This window comes from Candidatus Vagococcus giribetii (assembly GCF_017316185.1).
Classification (GTDB): Bacteria; Bacillota; Bacilli; order Lactobacillales; family Vagococcaceae; genus Vagococcus; species Vagococcus giribetii.
Genome location: NZ_JAFLVX010000013.1, coordinates 1 through 15,979, shown reverse-complemented (window position 1 = coordinate 15,979; position 15,979 = coordinate 1). Strand labels below are relative to the sequence as shown.

Genomic DNA, 15,979 nt, shown 5'->3' with positions numbered 1-15,979 from the left:
GAATCATTCAAATGATGTTGAGTTTAAAGTTTCATATGGTTACGAGTTAGAAAATCCAAATCCTGTTTTTAAAGTTCAAATGGCTCAAGGTAATTTACTAAAAGGCCGACAAGCCCCAAGTTATAGTGACTATGATTTTGATAAAATTATAGAAATAAGAAAAAAATTAAAAAAAGTATTTGAAAACACTGATAAAAGGGTACGTGATAAGGTAATAAGTTATTCAGATTTACAAGATTAAAGAACTTAATTTTTTTATGAAAGGTTGATTTTTTTGGAGAATGAACTATCGGAGAATAAAGGTCAAAATATCATTATTTGTAAAAATTGTGGTAGTAATGGAGTTAAAGTTAATGTGAAAAAACCTTCTTTTATCCCTTTAATATTAGGAATCGGATTAATAATATCGTTTGTTAAAAGTATATCTGAACAAGCTTATAATAGAGGGACAAATTTTTTCTATGAACTATTTATAAATCAATTTATACCTGTTGAAAAGGAAGAATTGATTCATCCTTTTAATGATAGTCAAGGAATATCTCATTTTATAAAAATTACACCAATAGATTCAGTTATGAATTTATTAATATTTTTAATAGCAATTGTATTATGTATTTGGGGAATTTTAAATGTAAAAAAGAGAATTGAAAAAAAGTATATGTACAACGTGACTTGCCAATCTTGCAACAATACTTTTTCTGTCGAACAGGAAACTTTTGATGAGTATGTTGATAGTATTCGCTAATAATTAGTTATTTAACTGTTAGGTAGACATAATCAGATGTTATACCAAGCTGTAGTGTTACCAGTCGATACAGACACCAACCTTGTGAATCTCAACTGGTCTACCTCAAATTAAAAAAAGAAGCCTTATTTCTAGGGCTTCTTTTTTTATCGAGATAGTGAAATTTGAAAATGAATTTGAGGGGGAAATGTTATTGAATTGAAAAAGGCAAGCAACGGTTTTGGCATGCCACTCCCTAAAATGAGCTTGTTAGGTGTTACCTAAGACCAACTAAAAAGACCAGGAGAAAGATCTTCAAAGTGAAGAACGTTTCTCCTGGTCTTTGTTTGTCGATTCTCTCGATTATTTTTGGGTTGTTAGGGCTTGTCCTAACCGTCTGAAAGACGCTTAATGAAGAACACTTTTAATTTAATCTGTTTGAACGTCAGAAGCGCATATTTCTTTTTTGAGGGAGTTCATGGTTATCCAGTAGTGTTTTATTTCTTCTAGCTCTTTTAATTCTTTTTTGAATAAGTTAAGACTTAGAGTTTCTTCTAACTGATGAAAAAGCAACACGATAAAGTTTTCTTGATGAGCTTGATGAGTTAAATCAATTTTGTTTTTATGGACGTGTCATAGCAGTCGATTATAAACAGACATAGAAAATTCATTGAGTAATTCTATCTGATAAATTTTTGATTCCACTTGTTTATCTGTCATGGAAATTCCTCCCGATTTTTTTATGAGGGCGCACTTATACGCACCAAATAAATTTGATTCGATAATCGCTAAGGGCGCACTTATACCCACCAAAATTTTTTGGTGTCTATCGTGCTAAAAAAGAGAGAAGTTCATGTCTAATCTTCTCTCTTTTTTCGTCAAGCGTGTTGGTTAAAATTCGCTACGCTCATGTAAAAGATAAAAGCTAAGAGTAGTAAAACTAGATAAGTACAAACTAATTCGTAAGAGCATAAGAGAAAGTGGGCCCACTTTCTAAGTCACAAGTCGTCTGTAGGCTGTGCCTACAGTGTTTCTAACCCCTAAAAACCTTTCTCAAAAAAGTGGCAAATGATGTATTAAATGATGTATAAAAATAGCGAATGATGTATCAAATGATGTATAGAATTAAGTAGAAAACACATAGATTTAAGTGAATGATGTATTAAATGATACATAGAAAAAAGGAATGATACATCAAATGTTACATTCCTTTTTTTCTTTATTTAAAGCCATTTTGTAGTTCTTTAAGCAAATCTTTTCTTAATTTTTCTTCTTCTATTTTGTCTGATTCTTTTTGTTGCTGGCTGTAATAATCTGCTTCATGAGTTCCGATTTTTAACCCTAAAACTTTATCTTTTGCGACCCATTTTTCTTCCTGAGAAAGTTCTCCGTTGTGTTCAATGTTAAACATTTTGATTCGTAAATTTTCTCGTTCTCCTTTAGAAAAATCATCAGCATTTTTTGCTTCAGCTTTAAAAGAAAATTGATAACCTATGACCGGTTTACCTCTTCCTTTTCCATGTTTCTTTTTAATTGTTAGTCCTCTAAATAAGGGAGTCAGTTCTTCTTTAATAGGTTTTAAAATACGAGAATCTATATTAGCAGGCTTATTCCAATAACTTTTAGGAATATCTAATAATTCAAAAAAATCTTCTTTAGAAAAATATGCATAACCTGTAGTTCTAAATTGCTTTAATAATCTAAACATTGTTTTTGAATAACTGCTTTGTAATTCAGTAAATTGTTGAAGAGAATATCTAACCCATTCATCTAAATTATTAAGCAAAGGTAATGCTTTTTCGTGAATTTGAATTTCTGCATAAGGTACATCAGCTTTACCTTTAATTTGAAACTCATTAAACATAACAAATCTCTCTCGTTCTAATCCATCAGCACTACGACGACCAAATCTTAAGTCCATTAATTTATCATAAGTAGTTTCCAAATCATCAATAAATCTCACATTAGCAGTTGCTTTGTAATTACTTAAATCTTTTAGCTGATCAAAAGTAAATTGAATTTTTTGAGTACCTTTATCACGCATTCGAGAAACAATAGAAAAAAACAGATTCATTTCTACAGGAGTAAACTTTCTTAATGGTATTGTATTTAATTCGGTGTGATACTTAATTATTTCGTTGGACATAATATCCCTCCTACTGATTAAAACTACCAATTAATAATACTGTAGTTTTAATCAGTAGTCAATAAACAGACAAAATGTAGTTGATAAACAGACAAAATGTAGTTGATAAACAGACAAAATGTAGTTGATAAACAGACAAAATGTAGTTTAAAACATTTGCAAACCCTTGGGAGAGTAAGGCTCAACTAGTGTCTAAAAGAGGTTTAAAAGAGGTTATAAAAGAAGTTATAAAAAAGGTACTCTATTTTTCCCACCTAAAAATCACTTTTTTTGTTAAATTGATCTATGCGTAAGATTAAAAGATATAAAAAAGGAGTGAGAGAAAAACTCTCTCACATTAAACTTGCAGCAGTCGCTATACGCTCCTTCGCTAAAACCTAAAACATTTCTTTAAGGAAACTATTCAATAGCCTTAAAACGCAAAAAAGAGCTATTTAAGCTCATTTAGTTAAAACTCTTAGTTTGATAAATAAAACGTCTTACAGACGGTCAGGGTAAACCCTAACAACCCTAGATTTAAAATCAGTAGCAAATGATAAGAATAAAAAGCTATATTATTTCCACCACTGCCACCATTTTTTATTTTCTATATTTTCTTCTAGGAGTTTTGTGTTTTTTTGTTGCTCGTAAAGTAGTAATTGTTGTTGTTGCTGGAGCGTTACATTTAACGCTTTATTCATTTCAGTTAATTCATCAATTTGTTTGTTCTTAATTTCAATTTCAGACTTCATAATTTCAATAATAACATCATTATCATTGATTTGAAGGTATTCTTCTTCGTTCTTATTTTCAGTAATTTCAATGTTATTATCAGATGAAATTACTGACTTGTCTTTCAAACCTTCTTTAATCGTCTGAAACGCAGTCATATCATACAAAAACGTCCGTCCATCTTTAGCAGAATGTTTAATTTCATTGTTATTAATGAAACGATAAACCATCATTTTTGAAATTTGTAACTTTTCAGCAATCTCTGTAACGCTTATCATATAAGAGTTTCTCCTTAATTTCATTGATAATAACAATAATAACAATGAAATTAACAAAAAAAAAGCCCTTAGCAAATTACTAAGGGAAAAAAGGAGTTGTTTTATCTACTTTGGAGGAGTAAATAAAATGAAAAAGTTTGTTAGGGTTGTTTTGTTGGTATGCTTATATATTAGTCTGAAAATATGAATTTATTTAGACCATAACCATTTCTTTTTATGAATAATCAGTTAAGAAATTTGATATAATATGTCTGCTGTCTTCCTTTTGGCTGAAATCTTCAGCAAGAAGGGAGGTTATTCAGTTGCATATCTTATTTGACGTCTTACTTGGAATCGTGATTAATGTTATTGCCCATAGCATTAGTAAATGGCTAGATTCTAAGGACAAGAAAGACAGCTAGCCTCACGTTATTTGTTTGAAGTGGTCAAACAAGCAATGAAAAAAGAAAAGAGCCAGTTCGGTTGCCCCCGACTGGCTCTTTTTGGTTATTCAATGCATATCTTATTTGTAGAATTATTATATCATGATTTGTATTTTCTATCAAAATATCTATGATCCAACTAAGGGATCTGGTACTTTATTAGTTCAGTTAACATAAATCACGTTATACTGAGTATTTTTACTATCTAATTCTAGTTTCAACGGGATCTATAATTATTAAATCATTATCCGCATATCCAATAATTTCAGCTATTATACTGATATTTTGTCCTTCACCAATGGTATCAGGAATATTATCACCAGTTAAATGCAAATCATAGGTAACATTCTTGTTTTGGATATGAAAACCAACACCAGTAGTAGAAGTTTCGCTATAATCACCACCATAAACTAAAAAATTATATCTAGTTTTATTATTTCCATATTTTTGCATGTTTGCTATATTTCCATCAAATTCAATTTTTTGACCTTTATATTTTTCTACAAATTTTTTATAAGAATCTATATCGCTCGAATCATTAAGGATATGAGCCAATTCTGTGTTGTTTTCTTTAGTTAATATAGATTCTTCAAAAACAATAGATGATTCAATGGTACTTTGCGTAACAGAAGTTTCTTTAGTGGTTAATTTATATGAACTTGTAGTCGTATTTTCTACAGTTTCTGTAGGTGTTTTTTTAGAAGATGTATCATTTTTATCTAAAAAATATAAAGCAGGGAAACCAATAACTAGAAATGAGCCTAAAATTATTAAACTTATTTTTTGAGTTCTTGCTTGTTTTTCTTTTAATAATTGTTCTTCTTTCTCACGCTGAATTCGCTCTTCTTCAGTTTCCTTTTTTAATTTATTAAAAAATTGTTTCATCATAATTCCTCCAAAAATATAATAATTATCTAAGCTATATATAACATATAATAGGCTTAACAGATACTTTATTTTTTATTTATAGATAATTGGATAAACTTAATATGAAAATTTTTCAAAAACTTTAGAGCTTCCATAATGTAAGGTTCTCTGAAATTGGATATTGAGTATTTAACATTATAAAATAAAAATTTGAATTGACGTAAATTTAATTTGAAATTATGATAGTATCATACATTTCAAAAACCTTATAAATAAATGTTTTATCAACTATTCGCATACGCACTAAGGAGAGAAAAATAATGGCAAGAAAAAGAATTTTTGAACCAGTTGTTAGTACATTTGTAACTACAGATGGTGTGAATCATTCAAATGATGTTGNNTAACATAAATCACGTTATAACTAGTTAATTATCTTTTTTTAATAACATTTTGATTCCTAATATGCTAAAAATGATTGCTATAAGAAAATAGCGTAAAGCATTTATTAATATTTTGATATAGAATTCACCGTAATCGAATTCACCTTCTGTTGTAGATATAGGAGTAATAAAATTATTCATCGTTAAAAGAATTATAATTGAAAATATAATAAAGATAATTCCTAAAATTTTTGATCTGTTATTTTTCATAAAATACTCCTTTTCTATATATATAAGCGAAGTGATTTTTAGTCTTTGTAGTAGAAAAGTTTGCTGTTGCATATTTTCCAATACCAACAGATCCTCCAAAAGTAACCGATGTAGTTCCATTATCATGAAAATCTCCATTAATAACCCAATATAAGTTTTTTGAATCTAATAATTTAGCTTGTAACTTTCCACTAAATTGCTTAGTTTTATTTTGAGAAGACCGTATTAAATTCAAATCTACTATTTTAGTAAATTCTCTACCTTTCTTATTAGCATATGTAAAATGAACATAAATGTCTAACTTAGGTGTCCATCCACCTTTAACAGGTAAGTCTTTGTATAAATGAATGTATCCTGAACTCGAAGGTCCACCAGCTCTTGCTTTCAAAGACTTAGAGATATTTAAATCAATATTAGGAACCATATTCCTTACTTCTTTTAATGTAGTATTGTCTCTTTCTGAAATATTAGTAATCATTTCGTTATAGCTGACATATTCTCCATATACGCCATCCCCCAAATAAAATAACCCCTCAGTAGTACTGTCGTTGGGCATCTTATCGATGATTAGTGTTTCAGCATTAACTTTATTCCCACCTATAATTATTAGTGTTAAAACAATTAACAACATAAAGATATTTTTTTTCATAAACAAAACCTCTTTCTTTTTTGATAAATTAAATATCTCATGTTTTATATTATTTAGTAAGCAATCATTAGTTTACATGGTGTCAATCAGAGCGAGCATTTACTTCATATCAACGTTTAAACGAGGTGCTTTATGCTATCTTTTTTTTATGAGCAATTCTGATATGCTCGTTTTAATTGCTAAGATGTAAACTAATGATTGCTTACATAATGACTCAAATCTAGGTATATTTTAAATAAGAAAATAACTAGAGGGAGTGCTGATCATGTATTTTGGGACATATATTAAAAACCAACGTATAATAAAGGGTAAATCACAAAAAGATATGGCTAATCATTTAGGGATCAGAAGACAATCTATTTCAAGATGGGAAAATGATTTAGCTTTTCCATCTTTGGAACACTTGTATGAATTGTCAGAGTTTTTAGAGGTGTCTATGGAGGATATATTAGCTAATCTAAGATATTCAGTGATAAGAAAGTAGGGAGTATGATGAGTTTAGGACAACGTTTAAAACAAGTAAGAGTTGAAAAAGGCTTTTCTCAAGCTGATGTGGCCGATTTTTTAAATATTTCTCGTCAATCTATATCTAGATGGGAAACAGATAAAGCCTATCCTGATATTGATAATTTAGTTGAATTAAGCAAATATTATGAAATATCCATAGATGAGTTATTAACTGAAACAAAAGTGTTGCAACAAGAAATTAATAAAAAAACAAAGCAGATGAATAAAAATATTCAAGAAATAGAGAATAAGCAAAGAAAATTAAACCAATTACTTTCCTCAGATAGTGATGAAAGTTGGATATTACTACTATTCACCGTATTTTCGATAGCAATAGCTCCATTTGGTTTAATCGCTATCCCATTAGTTTTATGGCGAAATAAAAAAGATAACCAATTCTATAAGTTGATTATCTTTTTATCTGTTTTGATTATTATTTATAACATTTATATTTTACAGCTTGGTATTACAAGTAGTTTAGACATAGGGACAACTGTAAATGTCCAATAAGAATTATTCAACCACTAATTTATTGTTTCTAACAGTTGCTTTGACAGTCAGATTTGAAGCGTAAGCTCGATGTTTCCATGTTCCTTTAGCACTTGCTGAAGAATTGGAATGTCTAGTAACGGAAGTGTTTGAAAAGTTACCTTGTGAAGCTTTGAAGCTCCCACTATGAGCAGAAGTGATTTTATTACTTTTAACAGAAACTTTGTAAGAAATCGACCAAGAATTCTTTTTATTTTTGGAAACAGTATAGGTTTTGTCAGCCATTCGTGAGATAAGAGAGTCATCAACTATAGTGACATCTATTATTTCGCCATCTTCCTCCAATTCGAAAGATTCAACCAAGTTATGATTATCTAGGTCATAAATAACTTCCTCAGTATTTGCTGAAGCAAGATTAGTTCCTAAAATAAGACTACTACCTAAAATAATAAAACTGATTGCTACTTTTTTCATAAAAACTTCCTCCTAAGTAAACGTGATAATTAAAATATACAGAATTTTTATAAATTTAGGGAGCAATCAGTCGTTTACATTAAGCACTCATTGAGTGCATTTTTGGTTTAAGGTTAACATAAAGTGGCATTATACCAAGTTAAAAATAGGTGGTATAATGAATTAAAAGCAATGGAGGAATTCTTTATGTCAGAGAAAAAACTTTTGAAATCAGAAAAGCTTCGTATTAAGAATGATAAGTTGCGAGCACAAGGTGTAGATTTAGAAAAACGATGGGGAAAAAAAATAGCGAATAGTGGTATAAATTCTAGTGCTATGGCAGGTTCTCCAGGAAGTAATCCTATTAACTTAGAGATTAAAGGAACAAAAGCTTTAGAAGAACAAGAATAGTTATTTAACTGTTGGGTAGACATAATCGGATGTTATACCGAGCTGTAGACTTACCAACGGTTTCAGACGACAACATTGTGAATCTGAAAAGGTCTACCTTAAAATTAAAAAAGAAGCCTGATTTATAGGGCTTCTTTTTTTCGTGAGATAGTGAAATTTTGAAAAGTGTTTGGGTGGAAAATGTTATTAAATGGAATAAGGCAAGCATCGGGTGTGTGCGCACACGACCCAAAAGGGAGCTTGTTAGGTTTCACCTAAAACCGAGTAAAAATACCAGGAGAAAGATCTTCAAAGTGAAGAACGTTTCTCCTGGTATTTGCTTGTCGATTCTCTCGATTGTTTTTGGGTTGTTAGGGCTTGTCCTAACCGTCTGAAAGACGCTTAATGACGAATACCATTAGTTTAATCTGGTTGAACGTCAGAAGCGCATATTTCTTTTGTGAGAGAGTTCATGTTTACCCAATAGTGTTTTATTTCTTCTAACTCTTCTAATTCTTTTTTGAATAAGTTAAGACTTAGCATTTCTTCTAACTGACGAAAGAGCAGAGCGATAAAATTTTCTTGATGAGTTAAATCAATCTTGTTTTTATGGACGTGTCGTAGCAGTCGATTATAAACAGACATAGAAAATTCATTGAGTAATTCTATCTGATAAATTTTTGATTCCACTTGCTTATCTGTCATGGAAATTCCTCCCGATTTTTTTATGAGGGCGCACTTATACGCACCAAATAAATTTGGTTCATATCGTGCTAAAAAAGAGAGAAGATCAGACATGAATTTCTCTCTTTTTTCGTCAAGCGTGTTGGTTAAAATTCGCTACGCTCATGTAAAAGATAAAAGCTAAGAGTAGTAAAACTAGATGATTACAAACTAATTCGTAAGAGCATAAGAGAGATTGTCCACAATCTCTAAGTCACAAGTCGTCTGTAGGCTGTGCCTACAGTGTTTCTAAGACCTAAAAACCATTCTGAAAAAAAGCACATAAACTACCCTAAAACAGCCTTAAATTTCTAATTAACTGCCTATTAACTGCCTAAAAATTGCATAAAAATCCCAATTAACTGCCTATTAACCGCCTAAAAAATCTAAATAACTGCCCAAAAGCAGTCACTTATTTTAGACTTATTTAAACCCATTTTGTAGTTCTTTAAGCAAATCTTGTCTTAGTTTTTCTTCTTCTATTTTGTCATTTTCTTTTTGTTGCTGGGCGTAAAAATCTGCTTCATGAGTTCCAATTTTTAACCCTAAAACTTTGTCTTTGGCGACCCATTTTTCTTCTTGAGAAAGTTCTCCGTTGTGTTCAATGTTAAACATTTTTTTGCGTAAGTCTTCTTGTTTACCTTTAGAAAAATCATCAGCATTTTTTGCTTCAGCTTTAAAAGAAAATTGATAACCGATAACTGGTTTTCCTCTACCTTGTCCATACTTTTTCTTAATAGTAAGACCTCTAAAAAGTGGAGTTAATTCTTCTTTAATTGGTTTGAAAATATTTTTATTAATATCACTTTCACGATAACTTTTAGGTATATCTAGTAGCTCACTGAAATCTTCTTTAGAAAAATAAGCATAACCTGTAGTTCTAAATTGTTTTAATAATCGAAACATAGTTTTTGAATAACTGCTTTGTAATTCATTAAACTGTTTAAGAGAGTATCGAACCCATTCATCAAGTCCATTTAACAAAGGTATGGCTTTTTCAAATAATTTTATATCAACATACGGTTCATCAGTATCGCCAACAATCTCAAATTGAGTAAACATAACAAACATACTTCTGTTTAGTCCGTTGGCACTTCTATTACCAAATCGTAACGAAAGAATTTTTTCATAAGTACTGTAAATATCATCGATAAAACGGCTGTTAGCAGTCGCTTTATAATCACTTAAGTCTTTTAACTGATCAAAGGAAAAACGAACTGTCTGCTCTCCTTTATCACGCATACGTGAAACTATTGAAAAAAAGAGATTCATTTCTACTGGAGAAAATTTTCTTAAAGGAATTGTATTTAATTCAGTATGATATTTAACTAATTCATTTGCCATAGTAAGCCTCCTAATCTAATAAATAAACTATAAAGGAGTGGCACTCCTAAGTCAATACCCCCAAACAGACAAAACCACCCCCATAAACAGACAAAACCACCCCCATAAACAGACAAAACCACCCCCATAAACAGACAAAACCACCCCTTAAACATCTTGTATCCCTTGTGGCTCTAAGGCTCAACTAGTGTCTAAAAGAGGTTTAAAAGAGGTTTAAAAGAGATTATAAAAGAGGTCCTCTATTTTTCCCACCTAAAAAGCCACTTCTTTTTATAAAAAATGATCTATGCGTAAGATTAAAGGATATAAAAAAGGAGTGAGAGAAAACCACACTCACATTTAACTTGCAGCAGTCACTAACGTTCCTTCGCTAAAACCTAAAACATTTCTCTAAAGAAATAATTCAATAGCTTTAAAACGCAAAAAAAGAGCTGTTTAAGCTCATTTAGATAAAACTATTAGTTAGATAAGTAAAACGTCTTTCAGACGGTCAGGGTAAACCCTAACAACCCTAGAATTAAAATCAATAGCAAATGATAAGAATAAAAAACTATTTTATTTCCACCACTGCCACCATCTTTTATTTTCTATATTCTCTTCTAGTAATTTTGTATTCTTTTGTTGCTCGTAAAGTAGTAATTGTTGTTGCTGGTTTAAGATAGTCTGAAGTGATTCTATTTGATTATTTTTATCTTCAATTTCTTTTTTTAGAAAAACATTCATTTCTTCAAGTTTAATAACATAATCTTCCTTAAAATGGTTGTGTTGCAAAGTTTTTCTAGTGCCTATTTTACGCTATAATTGACTTCTAGACTAGATAATGGAGGTACGTTTATGAAAAAGCATTTCAAAGGAAAGCAATATGATTATCGAATCATTATTGAAGCCGTTGGCTTATATTATCATTTTTCCTTAAGTTACCGTGATTGTGCTAAAATCATGAGAAAATTTAGCATCAGGGTAGACCACACTACCATCTATCGTTGGTGTCAGCAATACGGAAAAGTGCTTTATCATTTATGGAAAAAACGCAATAAACGCAGAACCTTATCTAAATCCTGGCGAATTGATGAGACCTATGTCAAAGTGAAGGGAAAAGACCGTTACCTGTATCGTGCGATTGATTCCAATGGGGACACCCTGGATATGTGGCTACGAAACCATCGAGATACCGTCTCTACCAAAGCTTTTATCAAACGGTTACTCCGTGATTATGGACACCCACGTTCCATCGTGACAGATAAATATGCCCCTTCTTTAAAAGCCATTAAAGAGTTGAAAGAAGACGGTATCTTGGATAAAAAGGTCAATCACTGGAAGTCCAAGTATCTCAATAATATTTTGGAACAAGATCACCGACAGGTGAAAGGGAAGCTGCCTTATGGTAATAGCTTCCAATCGACTCGTACAGCAACTGTTACGATTAAAGGGATTGAAGTCGTTTCAGCCTTACACAAAGAAAGTCGAAGAGAAATTAATCTCTTCGACTTTTCCCCGTGGGATGAACTTGAAACATTATTCCAAGTTGCATGACTCCATCAATGAGACTTAGGATAAGCCTGTCGTTTTTTCAAACTTTGCAACAGAACCGTATTTTCTAGATCTAACGCTTTTTTTGTCATGGTAGAAACCTCCTATGTCATTGAATTATATCAGCAAAAAGAGTCAAAAGAGGACGCAGGGCGCACTAGATTTTAAAGAAAGTTGCAAGAGCATAAGAGAACCTGCAAGCAGGTTCAGAGTCACAAGTCGTCTGTAGGCTGTGCCTACAGTGTTTCTAAGACCTAAAAACGTTTCTGAAAAAAGAGCGAATGATGTAATAAATGATGTATAAAAAAAGCTTAAAAAGGGTAACTGATGTATTGAATGATGTATAAAAAAGCTTAAAAAGAGTAAATGATGTATCGAATGATACATAGAAAAAAGGAATGATACATCAAATGTTACATTCCTTTTTTTATTTATTTGAAGCCATTTTGTAGTTCTTTAAGTAAGTCTTGTCTTAATTTTTCTTCTTCTATTTTGTCATTTTCTTTTTGTTGCTGGGCGTATAAAAAATGATAATTATTGATTAAATAATCGTTGCCAAAAGCTTTTTTTAGGTGGTTGATTTAGTTCTTCAAAGTTCATTTTTAATTCTTCGTTCTCTAAGTTTTTTTGTTCTAGTTCGCTTTTTAATTGATCTAATTGTTGTTGAATTTCTATTGATTCTTTAAATTTATTTGTTTCATTTTCAGGTTCTTTATCAGCAGAGATAATTAGTTTTTGTTCTTCCAATAAATTTTGAGTTTTTAATTGTAATTGTTGTTGCTGATCTAATATTTTGTGTAAACTCTCAATTTCTTTATTACGTTCAATTAACTGTGAGCGAAGAAATTTAACTTCTGAATTCTCACTAGTATGCATACTAGTGTTTGATTGAGTGTGCGTTTCAGTATGTGATTTTTTATCGTTTAAAAAACGTTCTATTTCCCTTTGTTGACTTGGATTAACAACATATCTATTACCATCTTTTTTTAATTCAGTATGCATACCAAGTGTGCGAATTGTTTTATCTATATAAGACTTACTAACCTCTAATTTATCTGCTAGTTGTTTGAGAGTTAATACTTTATTTTGCATATAAAGATTCCTCACTATCTTCTAACCAATTAGTCATAGGAACTGTCAAAATATCAGGTTCTTGAAAATAGATTCGGAAAGAAGAAATCTTATTTCCTTTTCGAGCTTTTACTTTTTCTACTCTAAATTTTGAAAATATAACTTCGCCATATTCATTTGGAGTTGTAAATTCTTTGTTGGCAACATCAAAAATCCTTTTATCAATGTTAGTCATTCTAAAACTCTGTGGAACTTGCATTACAGATCTAAAATCTTCGACTTTAACATACCAAGCACCTTTCCGAGTTTTCTTATCTCTATGTGACATTAACTGTCTGTATAGTTCCTTAGTATAACCACTAGATAAATGAGTTATATTTTCAAGTTCAAATCTAGTGAAGTCATTACCGATTGAATTCAAAATAAATTCAAAGCGTTCGCTAGCTTGAATAGTAACAGATTCATTCTTTTTACTAATATAAAATCGCTGAAATAACCATAATTGCTCAAATTCGTCTTCATCTTCAAATTTATATGTTAGAGAACCTAGTTTATCTGAGAGAGTCTTTAAAGCTTTATAGAAGCCCTCTTTTTCCCTACGGTTATAATTAGCAAGCTCTTTAAAAGTTTCAAATTCAAAGGTAATTTCTTTAGTCCCTTTTCTTTTCATCTTGGAACAAATAGACCAAAAGATATCCATTTCAATAGGTGTAAATTGACGTAAAGGAACAGTATTAAAACCGTTATTGTATCGTACTACATCATTACTCAAGGTATCACTCCGTTCAATCTGATACCTAATAATATCACTTGAATATAGGTATCGCAACAACAATATTGATACCTCGAAAGTCCAAAAGTGATACCCTTACTGTCCAAAAGTGATACCCTTACTGTCCAAAAGTGATACCCTTACTGTCCAAAAGTGATACCCTTATACTACTCCAATCCCAATAGCACCAACGGATACAGCAACCCTAACAGTATATCTTAACAGTATATCTTAACAGTATATCTTAACAGTTTATATTAATAGATTATCTTAACGCACACGCGTATTCTATTGCTTAATAGATATGACAATAGATATAGAGATCAGTTTTTGATAAACATAAAGTTCAAAAGAAAAGACAAAAAAGGAGTGAGAGAAAACCACTCTCACATTTTACTTGCAGCAGTCGCTTACGCTCCTTTGCTTAAACAACAAAACATTCTTTAAAGTGATTCTTTGGATAGCTTTAAAACGCAAAAAAGAGGTGTTTAAGCTCGTTTAGTATAAAACCCTTATATAAACTAATAAAGCGTCTTTCAGACGGTCAGGGCAAGCCCTAACAACCCTAGAAGAAAAAATAAATTAGAGAAGACTTTTTAATTTGCTTTGATATAATAAATTGTCGCCTATCCGACAGTCTAGCGACTGGAAGGAGGTGTTACTGTGATAACGAACTTTCTTTGCTCCCTTCTTGCTGGGCTACTTGTAGCTCTATTCGATTATTGGCTAAATAGTCGAAACAAGAAGTAAAACCATTTTAAGGCGACATTAGCCCACAAAATAAGCCCCTTAAGAATCCGACTTCTTAAGGGGCTTTGTGCTACTATGATAACTTCTTTGCATGTTTATTATATCATGTCTTTATTTTTCAATCAAAATTGTTTATCTTGGAACTTTTTTAGGTATTGGGGTAATAAAAACTTGCTCAATCAATATTTTTTTAGAAAATTATACGCATTAGTAATTAATTTAAACTGTTCACTATCTCCTGTTTCTTTATTATCAGGATGATATTTGATAGATAGTTTTTTATACGCGTTTTTTATATCGGATTCAGTTACTCCGTTAGAAGAGTTAAACCCAAGTATTTGATAATAAATATCTAGGTTATTAGATTTAGAATTATGGTTAGAACTCTCTGAATTAAATAAGATATCAATAATTTTTTTTTCGACATTTGCAATACCGTTATAAATAAAATTAGTTGTTGAATAATATTTTGGTTTATTATAATTTAAATAGTTGGTCAATGTAACGTGTGAAATATAATTTTCAGGTTGATTGAAATAAATTATTGTAGCAGATAAGTTAATCAAAACATCTAGAACAAAATTTTGATTCTCATCTAGATAATCATTGGTAGGATTAATTATGTCTAACATAGAATTAATAGCTGTAACAGAACTAGACGTGTTAGTTATGTTTATTTTTTTTAATTCAATATTATTAATAGATATATTTGATATATATTTTTTTAAAACAACTGTGTTGTCGTCAATTACGCATTCTCTCTCTTTAATGTCAAAAGAAAGCTGATAATTATCATTTGAAGATATGAAATTTCCTGGTATAGGGAAAAAAAACCACTTTGAGTTTTCAGCAGAGCTAGTATTAATGATAAGAGTTTCTGATTGGAAACTCAAAGTTAGATTACTTGGATATATCAATGGATCTTCACTTTTTGAATTGTTTACAACTAAGTTATTTTTTTCGTTGTTATTAGATTCAGCAATAACATTTGATTTAAAGTAATAATATAAAAGTAAAGCAATAATAAGTATCATAAACATATTGTATAAGTCCTTTCAAAAAAAATAGTCATATTACTTAATATATTATAAGATTATACTATCTAAGTAAAAGGGAGAATGTTTATGTTAAAAGAAAATGATATATTTTTAAAGGGATCGTATGCGTTAATAATAATAGGTTTTATTTGTTTATTAACAGGTAGAGCATATCTTATATTAAGTTTACCAGCAGCTATTTTAACTATTAAGAGAATAAAATTTGGATATTATTATTTAATTGCTTTTAGTGTAATATTTATATTATCTGGTGTGGCAGCTGTTTTTAGAGGGGATTTTGGAATGGCTATTTTATCTATTCTTCAAGTAATTCCAGCGATATTAATTTTAAAAGATAAAAAAACTAAAGAATGGTTTACAATATAAAATCATAAAATAATTAAAGCCCTCAGATTGATTCTGAGGGCTTTAATTATTTTATAGGGTTAACATAAATCACGTTATA

At 30.3% G+C, this 15,979-nt stretch carries 20 protein-coding genes and 1 pseudogene; 8 read left to right on the top strand and 13 right to left on the bottom strand.

The annotated features are described in order from the left end of the window. Together DOK76_RS04260 and DOK76_RS04255 are read left to right on the top strand one after the other, a co-directional pair. On the top strand, nt 1–241 hold a 241-nt coding region (locus tag DOK76_RS04260), incomplete at its 5' end, for a hypothetical protein (protein WP_206965224.1). Nucleotides 242–274: 33 nt separating this feature from the next. After that, the gene (locus DOK76_RS04255) at nt 275–745 is read left to right on the top strand and encodes a hypothetical protein (RefSeq protein ID WP_206965222.1); all 471 of its coding nucleotides are present in this window, start codon (nt 275–277) and stop codon (nt 743–745) included. 408 nt (nt 746–1,153) lie between these two features. On the opposite strand, the pseudogene DOK76_RS13415 reads toward DOK76_RS04255, so the two are convergent. From DOK76_RS13415 to DOK76_RS04225, 6 genes and pseudogenes are all read right to left on the bottom strand, one after another. Further along, nucleotides 1,154–1,345: pseudogene (locus DOK76_RS13415) on the bottom strand (hypothetical protein); the annotation flags it as partial. Between the two features lie 598 nt (nt 1,346–1,943). After that, entirely contained in the window at nt 1,944–2,870 is a 927-nt protein-coding gene (locus tag DOK76_RS04245) for a replication initiation protein (protein WP_126796624.1), read from the bottom strand. 554 nt (nt 2,871–3,424) lie between these two features. Then, nucleotides 3,425–3,859, bottom strand: coding sequence for a MerR family transcriptional regulator (locus tag DOK76_RS04240; protein WP_206965220.1), 435 nt, complete (start codon nt 3,857–3,859; stop codon nt 3,425–3,427). A 623-nt stretch (nt 3,860–4,482) separates the two neighbouring features. Next, the gene (locus tag DOK76_RS04235; protein WP_206965218.1) at nt 4,483–5,166 is read right to left on the bottom strand and encodes a DUF4839 domain-containing protein; all 684 of its coding nucleotides are present in this window, start codon (nt 5,164–5,166) and stop codon (nt 4,483–4,485) included. Nucleotides 5,167–5,573: 407 nt separating this feature from the next. Further along, the gene (locus tag DOK76_RS04230) at nt 5,574–5,798 is read right to left on the bottom strand and encodes a hypothetical protein (protein WP_206965217.1); all 225 of its coding nucleotides are present in this window, start codon (nt 5,796–5,798) and stop codon (nt 5,574–5,576) included. Next, on the bottom strand, nt 5,788–6,447 hold the full coding sequence (locus DOK76_RS04225) for a hypothetical protein (protein WP_206965216.1): 660 nt from the start codon (nt 6,445–6,447) through the stop codon (nt 5,788–5,790). The genes DOK76_RS04230 and DOK76_RS04225 overlap by 11 nt, the downstream gene beginning before the upstream one ends. Before the next feature lie 265 nt (nt 6,448–6,712). Between DOK76_RS04225 and DOK76_RS04220 the strand changes: the two genes are divergently transcribed. After that, complete coding sequence (locus tag DOK76_RS04220; RefSeq protein WP_206965215.1) at nt 6,713–6,931, top strand: helix-turn-helix domain-containing protein; 219 nt, start codon at nt 6,713–6,715, stop codon at nt 6,929–6,931. 8 nt (nt 6,932–6,939) lie between these two features. Then, nucleotides 6,940–7,464: a helix-turn-helix domain-containing protein gene (locus DOK76_RS04215; protein WP_206965214.1), complete on the top strand. Its 525-nt coding sequence runs from the start codon at nt 6,940–6,942 to the stop codon at nt 7,462–7,464. Nucleotides 7,465–7,467: 3 nt separating this feature from the next. On the opposite strand, the gene DOK76_RS04210 is transcribed toward DOK76_RS04215, so the two are convergent. After that, nucleotides 7,468–7,917: a DUF5626 family protein gene (locus DOK76_RS04210; protein ID WP_206965213.1), complete on the bottom strand. Its 450-nt coding sequence runs from the start codon at nt 7,915–7,917 to the stop codon at nt 7,468–7,470. A 186-nt stretch (nt 7,918–8,103) separates the two neighbouring features. Here DOK76_RS04210 and DOK76_RS04205 point away from each other — a divergent pair, with 186 nt between their 5' ends. Next, a complete protein-coding gene (locus DOK76_RS04205; protein WP_206965212.1) occupies nt 8,104–8,307 on the top strand; it encodes a hypothetical protein in 204 nt (67 codons plus the stop codon). Nucleotides 8,308–8,709: 402 nt separating this feature from the next. Here the strand turns inward: DOK76_RS04205 and DOK76_RS04200 are convergent, their stop codons facing one another. The 3 genes from DOK76_RS04200 to DOK76_RS04190 form a co-directional block, all read right to left on the bottom strand. Continuing rightward, entirely contained in the window at nt 8,710–8,991 is a 282-nt protein-coding gene (locus DOK76_RS04200; RefSeq protein WP_126810227.1) for a hypothetical protein, read from the bottom strand. Nucleotides 8,992–9,432: 441 nt separating this feature from the next. After that, nucleotides 9,433–10,353 carry a replication initiation protein gene (locus DOK76_RS04195; protein ID WP_206965211.1) on the bottom strand — a complete coding sequence of 307 codons (921 nt, stop codon included), beginning with the start codon at nt 10,351–10,353 and terminating at the stop codon, nt 9,433–9,435. Nucleotides 10,354–10,908: 555 nt separating this feature from the next. Further along, nucleotides 10,909–11,124 (bottom strand): hypothetical protein, encoded by a 216-nt coding sequence (locus DOK76_RS04190; protein WP_206965210.1) that lies wholly within the window; start codon nt 11,122–11,124, stop codon nt 10,909–10,911. Between the two features lie 63 nt (nt 11,125–11,187). On the opposite strand from DOK76_RS04190, the gene DOK76_RS04185 reads away from it, so the two are divergent. Next, nucleotides 11,188–11,886: an IS6 family transposase gene (locus DOK76_RS04185; protein WP_206965207.1), complete on the top strand. Its 699-nt coding sequence runs from the start codon at nt 11,188–11,190 to the stop codon at nt 11,884–11,886. Between the two features lie 531 nt (nt 11,887–12,417). On the opposite strand, the gene DOK76_RS04180 is transcribed toward DOK76_RS04185, so the two are convergent. Beyond that, on the bottom strand, nt 12,418–12,975 hold the full coding sequence (locus DOK76_RS04180; protein ID WP_206965205.1) for a hypothetical protein: 558 nt from the start codon (nt 12,973–12,975) through the stop codon (nt 12,418–12,420). Then, entirely contained in the window at nt 12,965–13,726 is a 762-nt protein-coding gene (locus DOK76_RS04175; protein WP_117974255.1) for a replication initiation protein, read from the bottom strand. The genes DOK76_RS04180 and DOK76_RS04175 overlap by 11 nt, the downstream gene beginning before the upstream one ends. Nucleotides 13,727–14,389: 663 nt before the next feature. Here DOK76_RS04175 and DOK76_RS13335 point away from each other — a divergent pair. Beyond that, nucleotides 14,390–14,476 (top strand): type I toxin-antitoxin system Fst family toxin, encoded by an 87-nt coding sequence (locus DOK76_RS13335; protein WP_117974276.1) that lies wholly within the window; start codon nt 14,390–14,392, stop codon nt 14,474–14,476. A 179-nt stretch (nt 14,477–14,655) separates the two neighbouring features. Here DOK76_RS13335 and DOK76_RS13110 read toward each other — a convergent pair whose 3' ends face one another. After that, nucleotides 14,656–15,516, bottom strand: coding sequence for a J domain-containing protein (locus tag DOK76_RS13110; RefSeq protein WP_242542198.1), 861 nt, complete (start codon nt 15,514–15,516; stop codon nt 14,656–14,658). 84 nt (nt 15,517–15,600) lie between these two features. Here DOK76_RS13110 and DOK76_RS04160 point away from each other — a divergent pair, with 84 nt between their 5' ends. After that, nucleotides 15,601–15,900: a hypothetical protein gene (locus DOK76_RS04160; protein WP_117974272.1), complete on the top strand. Its 300-nt coding sequence runs from the start codon at nt 15,601–15,603 to the stop codon at nt 15,898–15,900. The last annotated feature ends 79 nt before the right edge of the window (nt 15,901–15,979 follow it).

What these genes read in the sequence shown, in the direction of transcription:
- DOK76_RS04220 (WP_206965215.1), top strand. Translation starts at nt 6,713, where the DNA reads ATGTATTTTGGGACATATATTAAAAACCAACGTATAATAAAGGGTAAA.
- DOK76_RS13110 (WP_242542198.1), bottom strand. Translation starts at nt 15,516, where the DNA reads ATGTTTATGATACTTATTATTGCTTTACTTTTATATTATTACTTTAAA.
- DOK76_RS04235 (WP_206965218.1), bottom strand. Translation starts at nt 5,166, where the DNA reads ATGAAACAATTTTTTAATAAATTAAAAAAGGAAACTGAAGAAGAGCGA.
- DOK76_RS04205 (WP_206965212.1), top strand. Translation starts at nt 8,104, where the DNA reads ATGTCAGAGAAAAAACTTTTGAAATCAGAAAAGCTTCGTATTAAGAAT.
- DOK76_RS04240 (WP_206965220.1), bottom strand. Translation starts at nt 3,859, where the DNA reads ATGATAAGCGTTACAGAGATTGCTGAAAAGTTACAAATTTCAAAAATG.
- DOK76_RS04180 (WP_206965205.1), bottom strand. Translation starts at nt 12,975, where the DNA reads ATGCAAAATAAAGTATTAACTCTCAAACAACTAGCAGATAAATTAGAG.
- DOK76_RS04215 (WP_206965214.1), top strand. Translation starts at nt 6,940, where the DNA reads ATGAGTTTAGGACAACGTTTAAAACAAGTAAGAGTTGAAAAAGGCTTT.
- DOK76_RS04225 (WP_206965216.1), bottom strand. Translation starts at nt 6,447, where the DNA reads ATGAAAAAAAATATCTTTATGTTGTTAATTGTTTTAACACTAATAATT.
- DOK76_RS04185 (WP_206965207.1), top strand. Translation starts at nt 11,188, where the DNA reads ATGAAAAAGCATTTCAAAGGAAAGCAATATGATTATCGAATCATTATT.
- DOK76_RS04230 (WP_206965217.1), bottom strand. Translation starts at nt 5,798, where the DNA reads ATGAAAAATAACAGATCAAAAATTTTAGGAATTATCTTTATTATATTT.
- DOK76_RS04210 (WP_206965213.1), bottom strand. Translation starts at nt 7,917, where the DNA reads ATGAAAAAAGTAGCAATCAGTTTTATTATTTTAGGTAGTAGTCTTATT.
- DOK76_RS04195 (WP_206965211.1), bottom strand. Translation starts at nt 10,353, where the DNA reads ATGGCAAATGAATTAGTTAAATATCATACTGAATTAAATACAATTCCT.
- DOK76_RS04245 (WP_126796624.1), bottom strand. Translation starts at nt 2,870, where the DNA reads ATGTCCAACGAAATAATTAAGTATCACACCGAATTAAATACAATACCA.
- DOK76_RS04160 (WP_117974272.1), top strand. Translation starts at nt 15,601, where the DNA reads ATGTTAAAAGAAAATGATATATTTTTAAAGGGATCGTATGCGTTAATA.
- DOK76_RS04200 (WP_126810227.1), bottom strand. Translation starts at nt 8,991, where the DNA reads ATGACAGATAAGCAAGTGGAATCAAAAATTTATCAGATAGAATTACTC.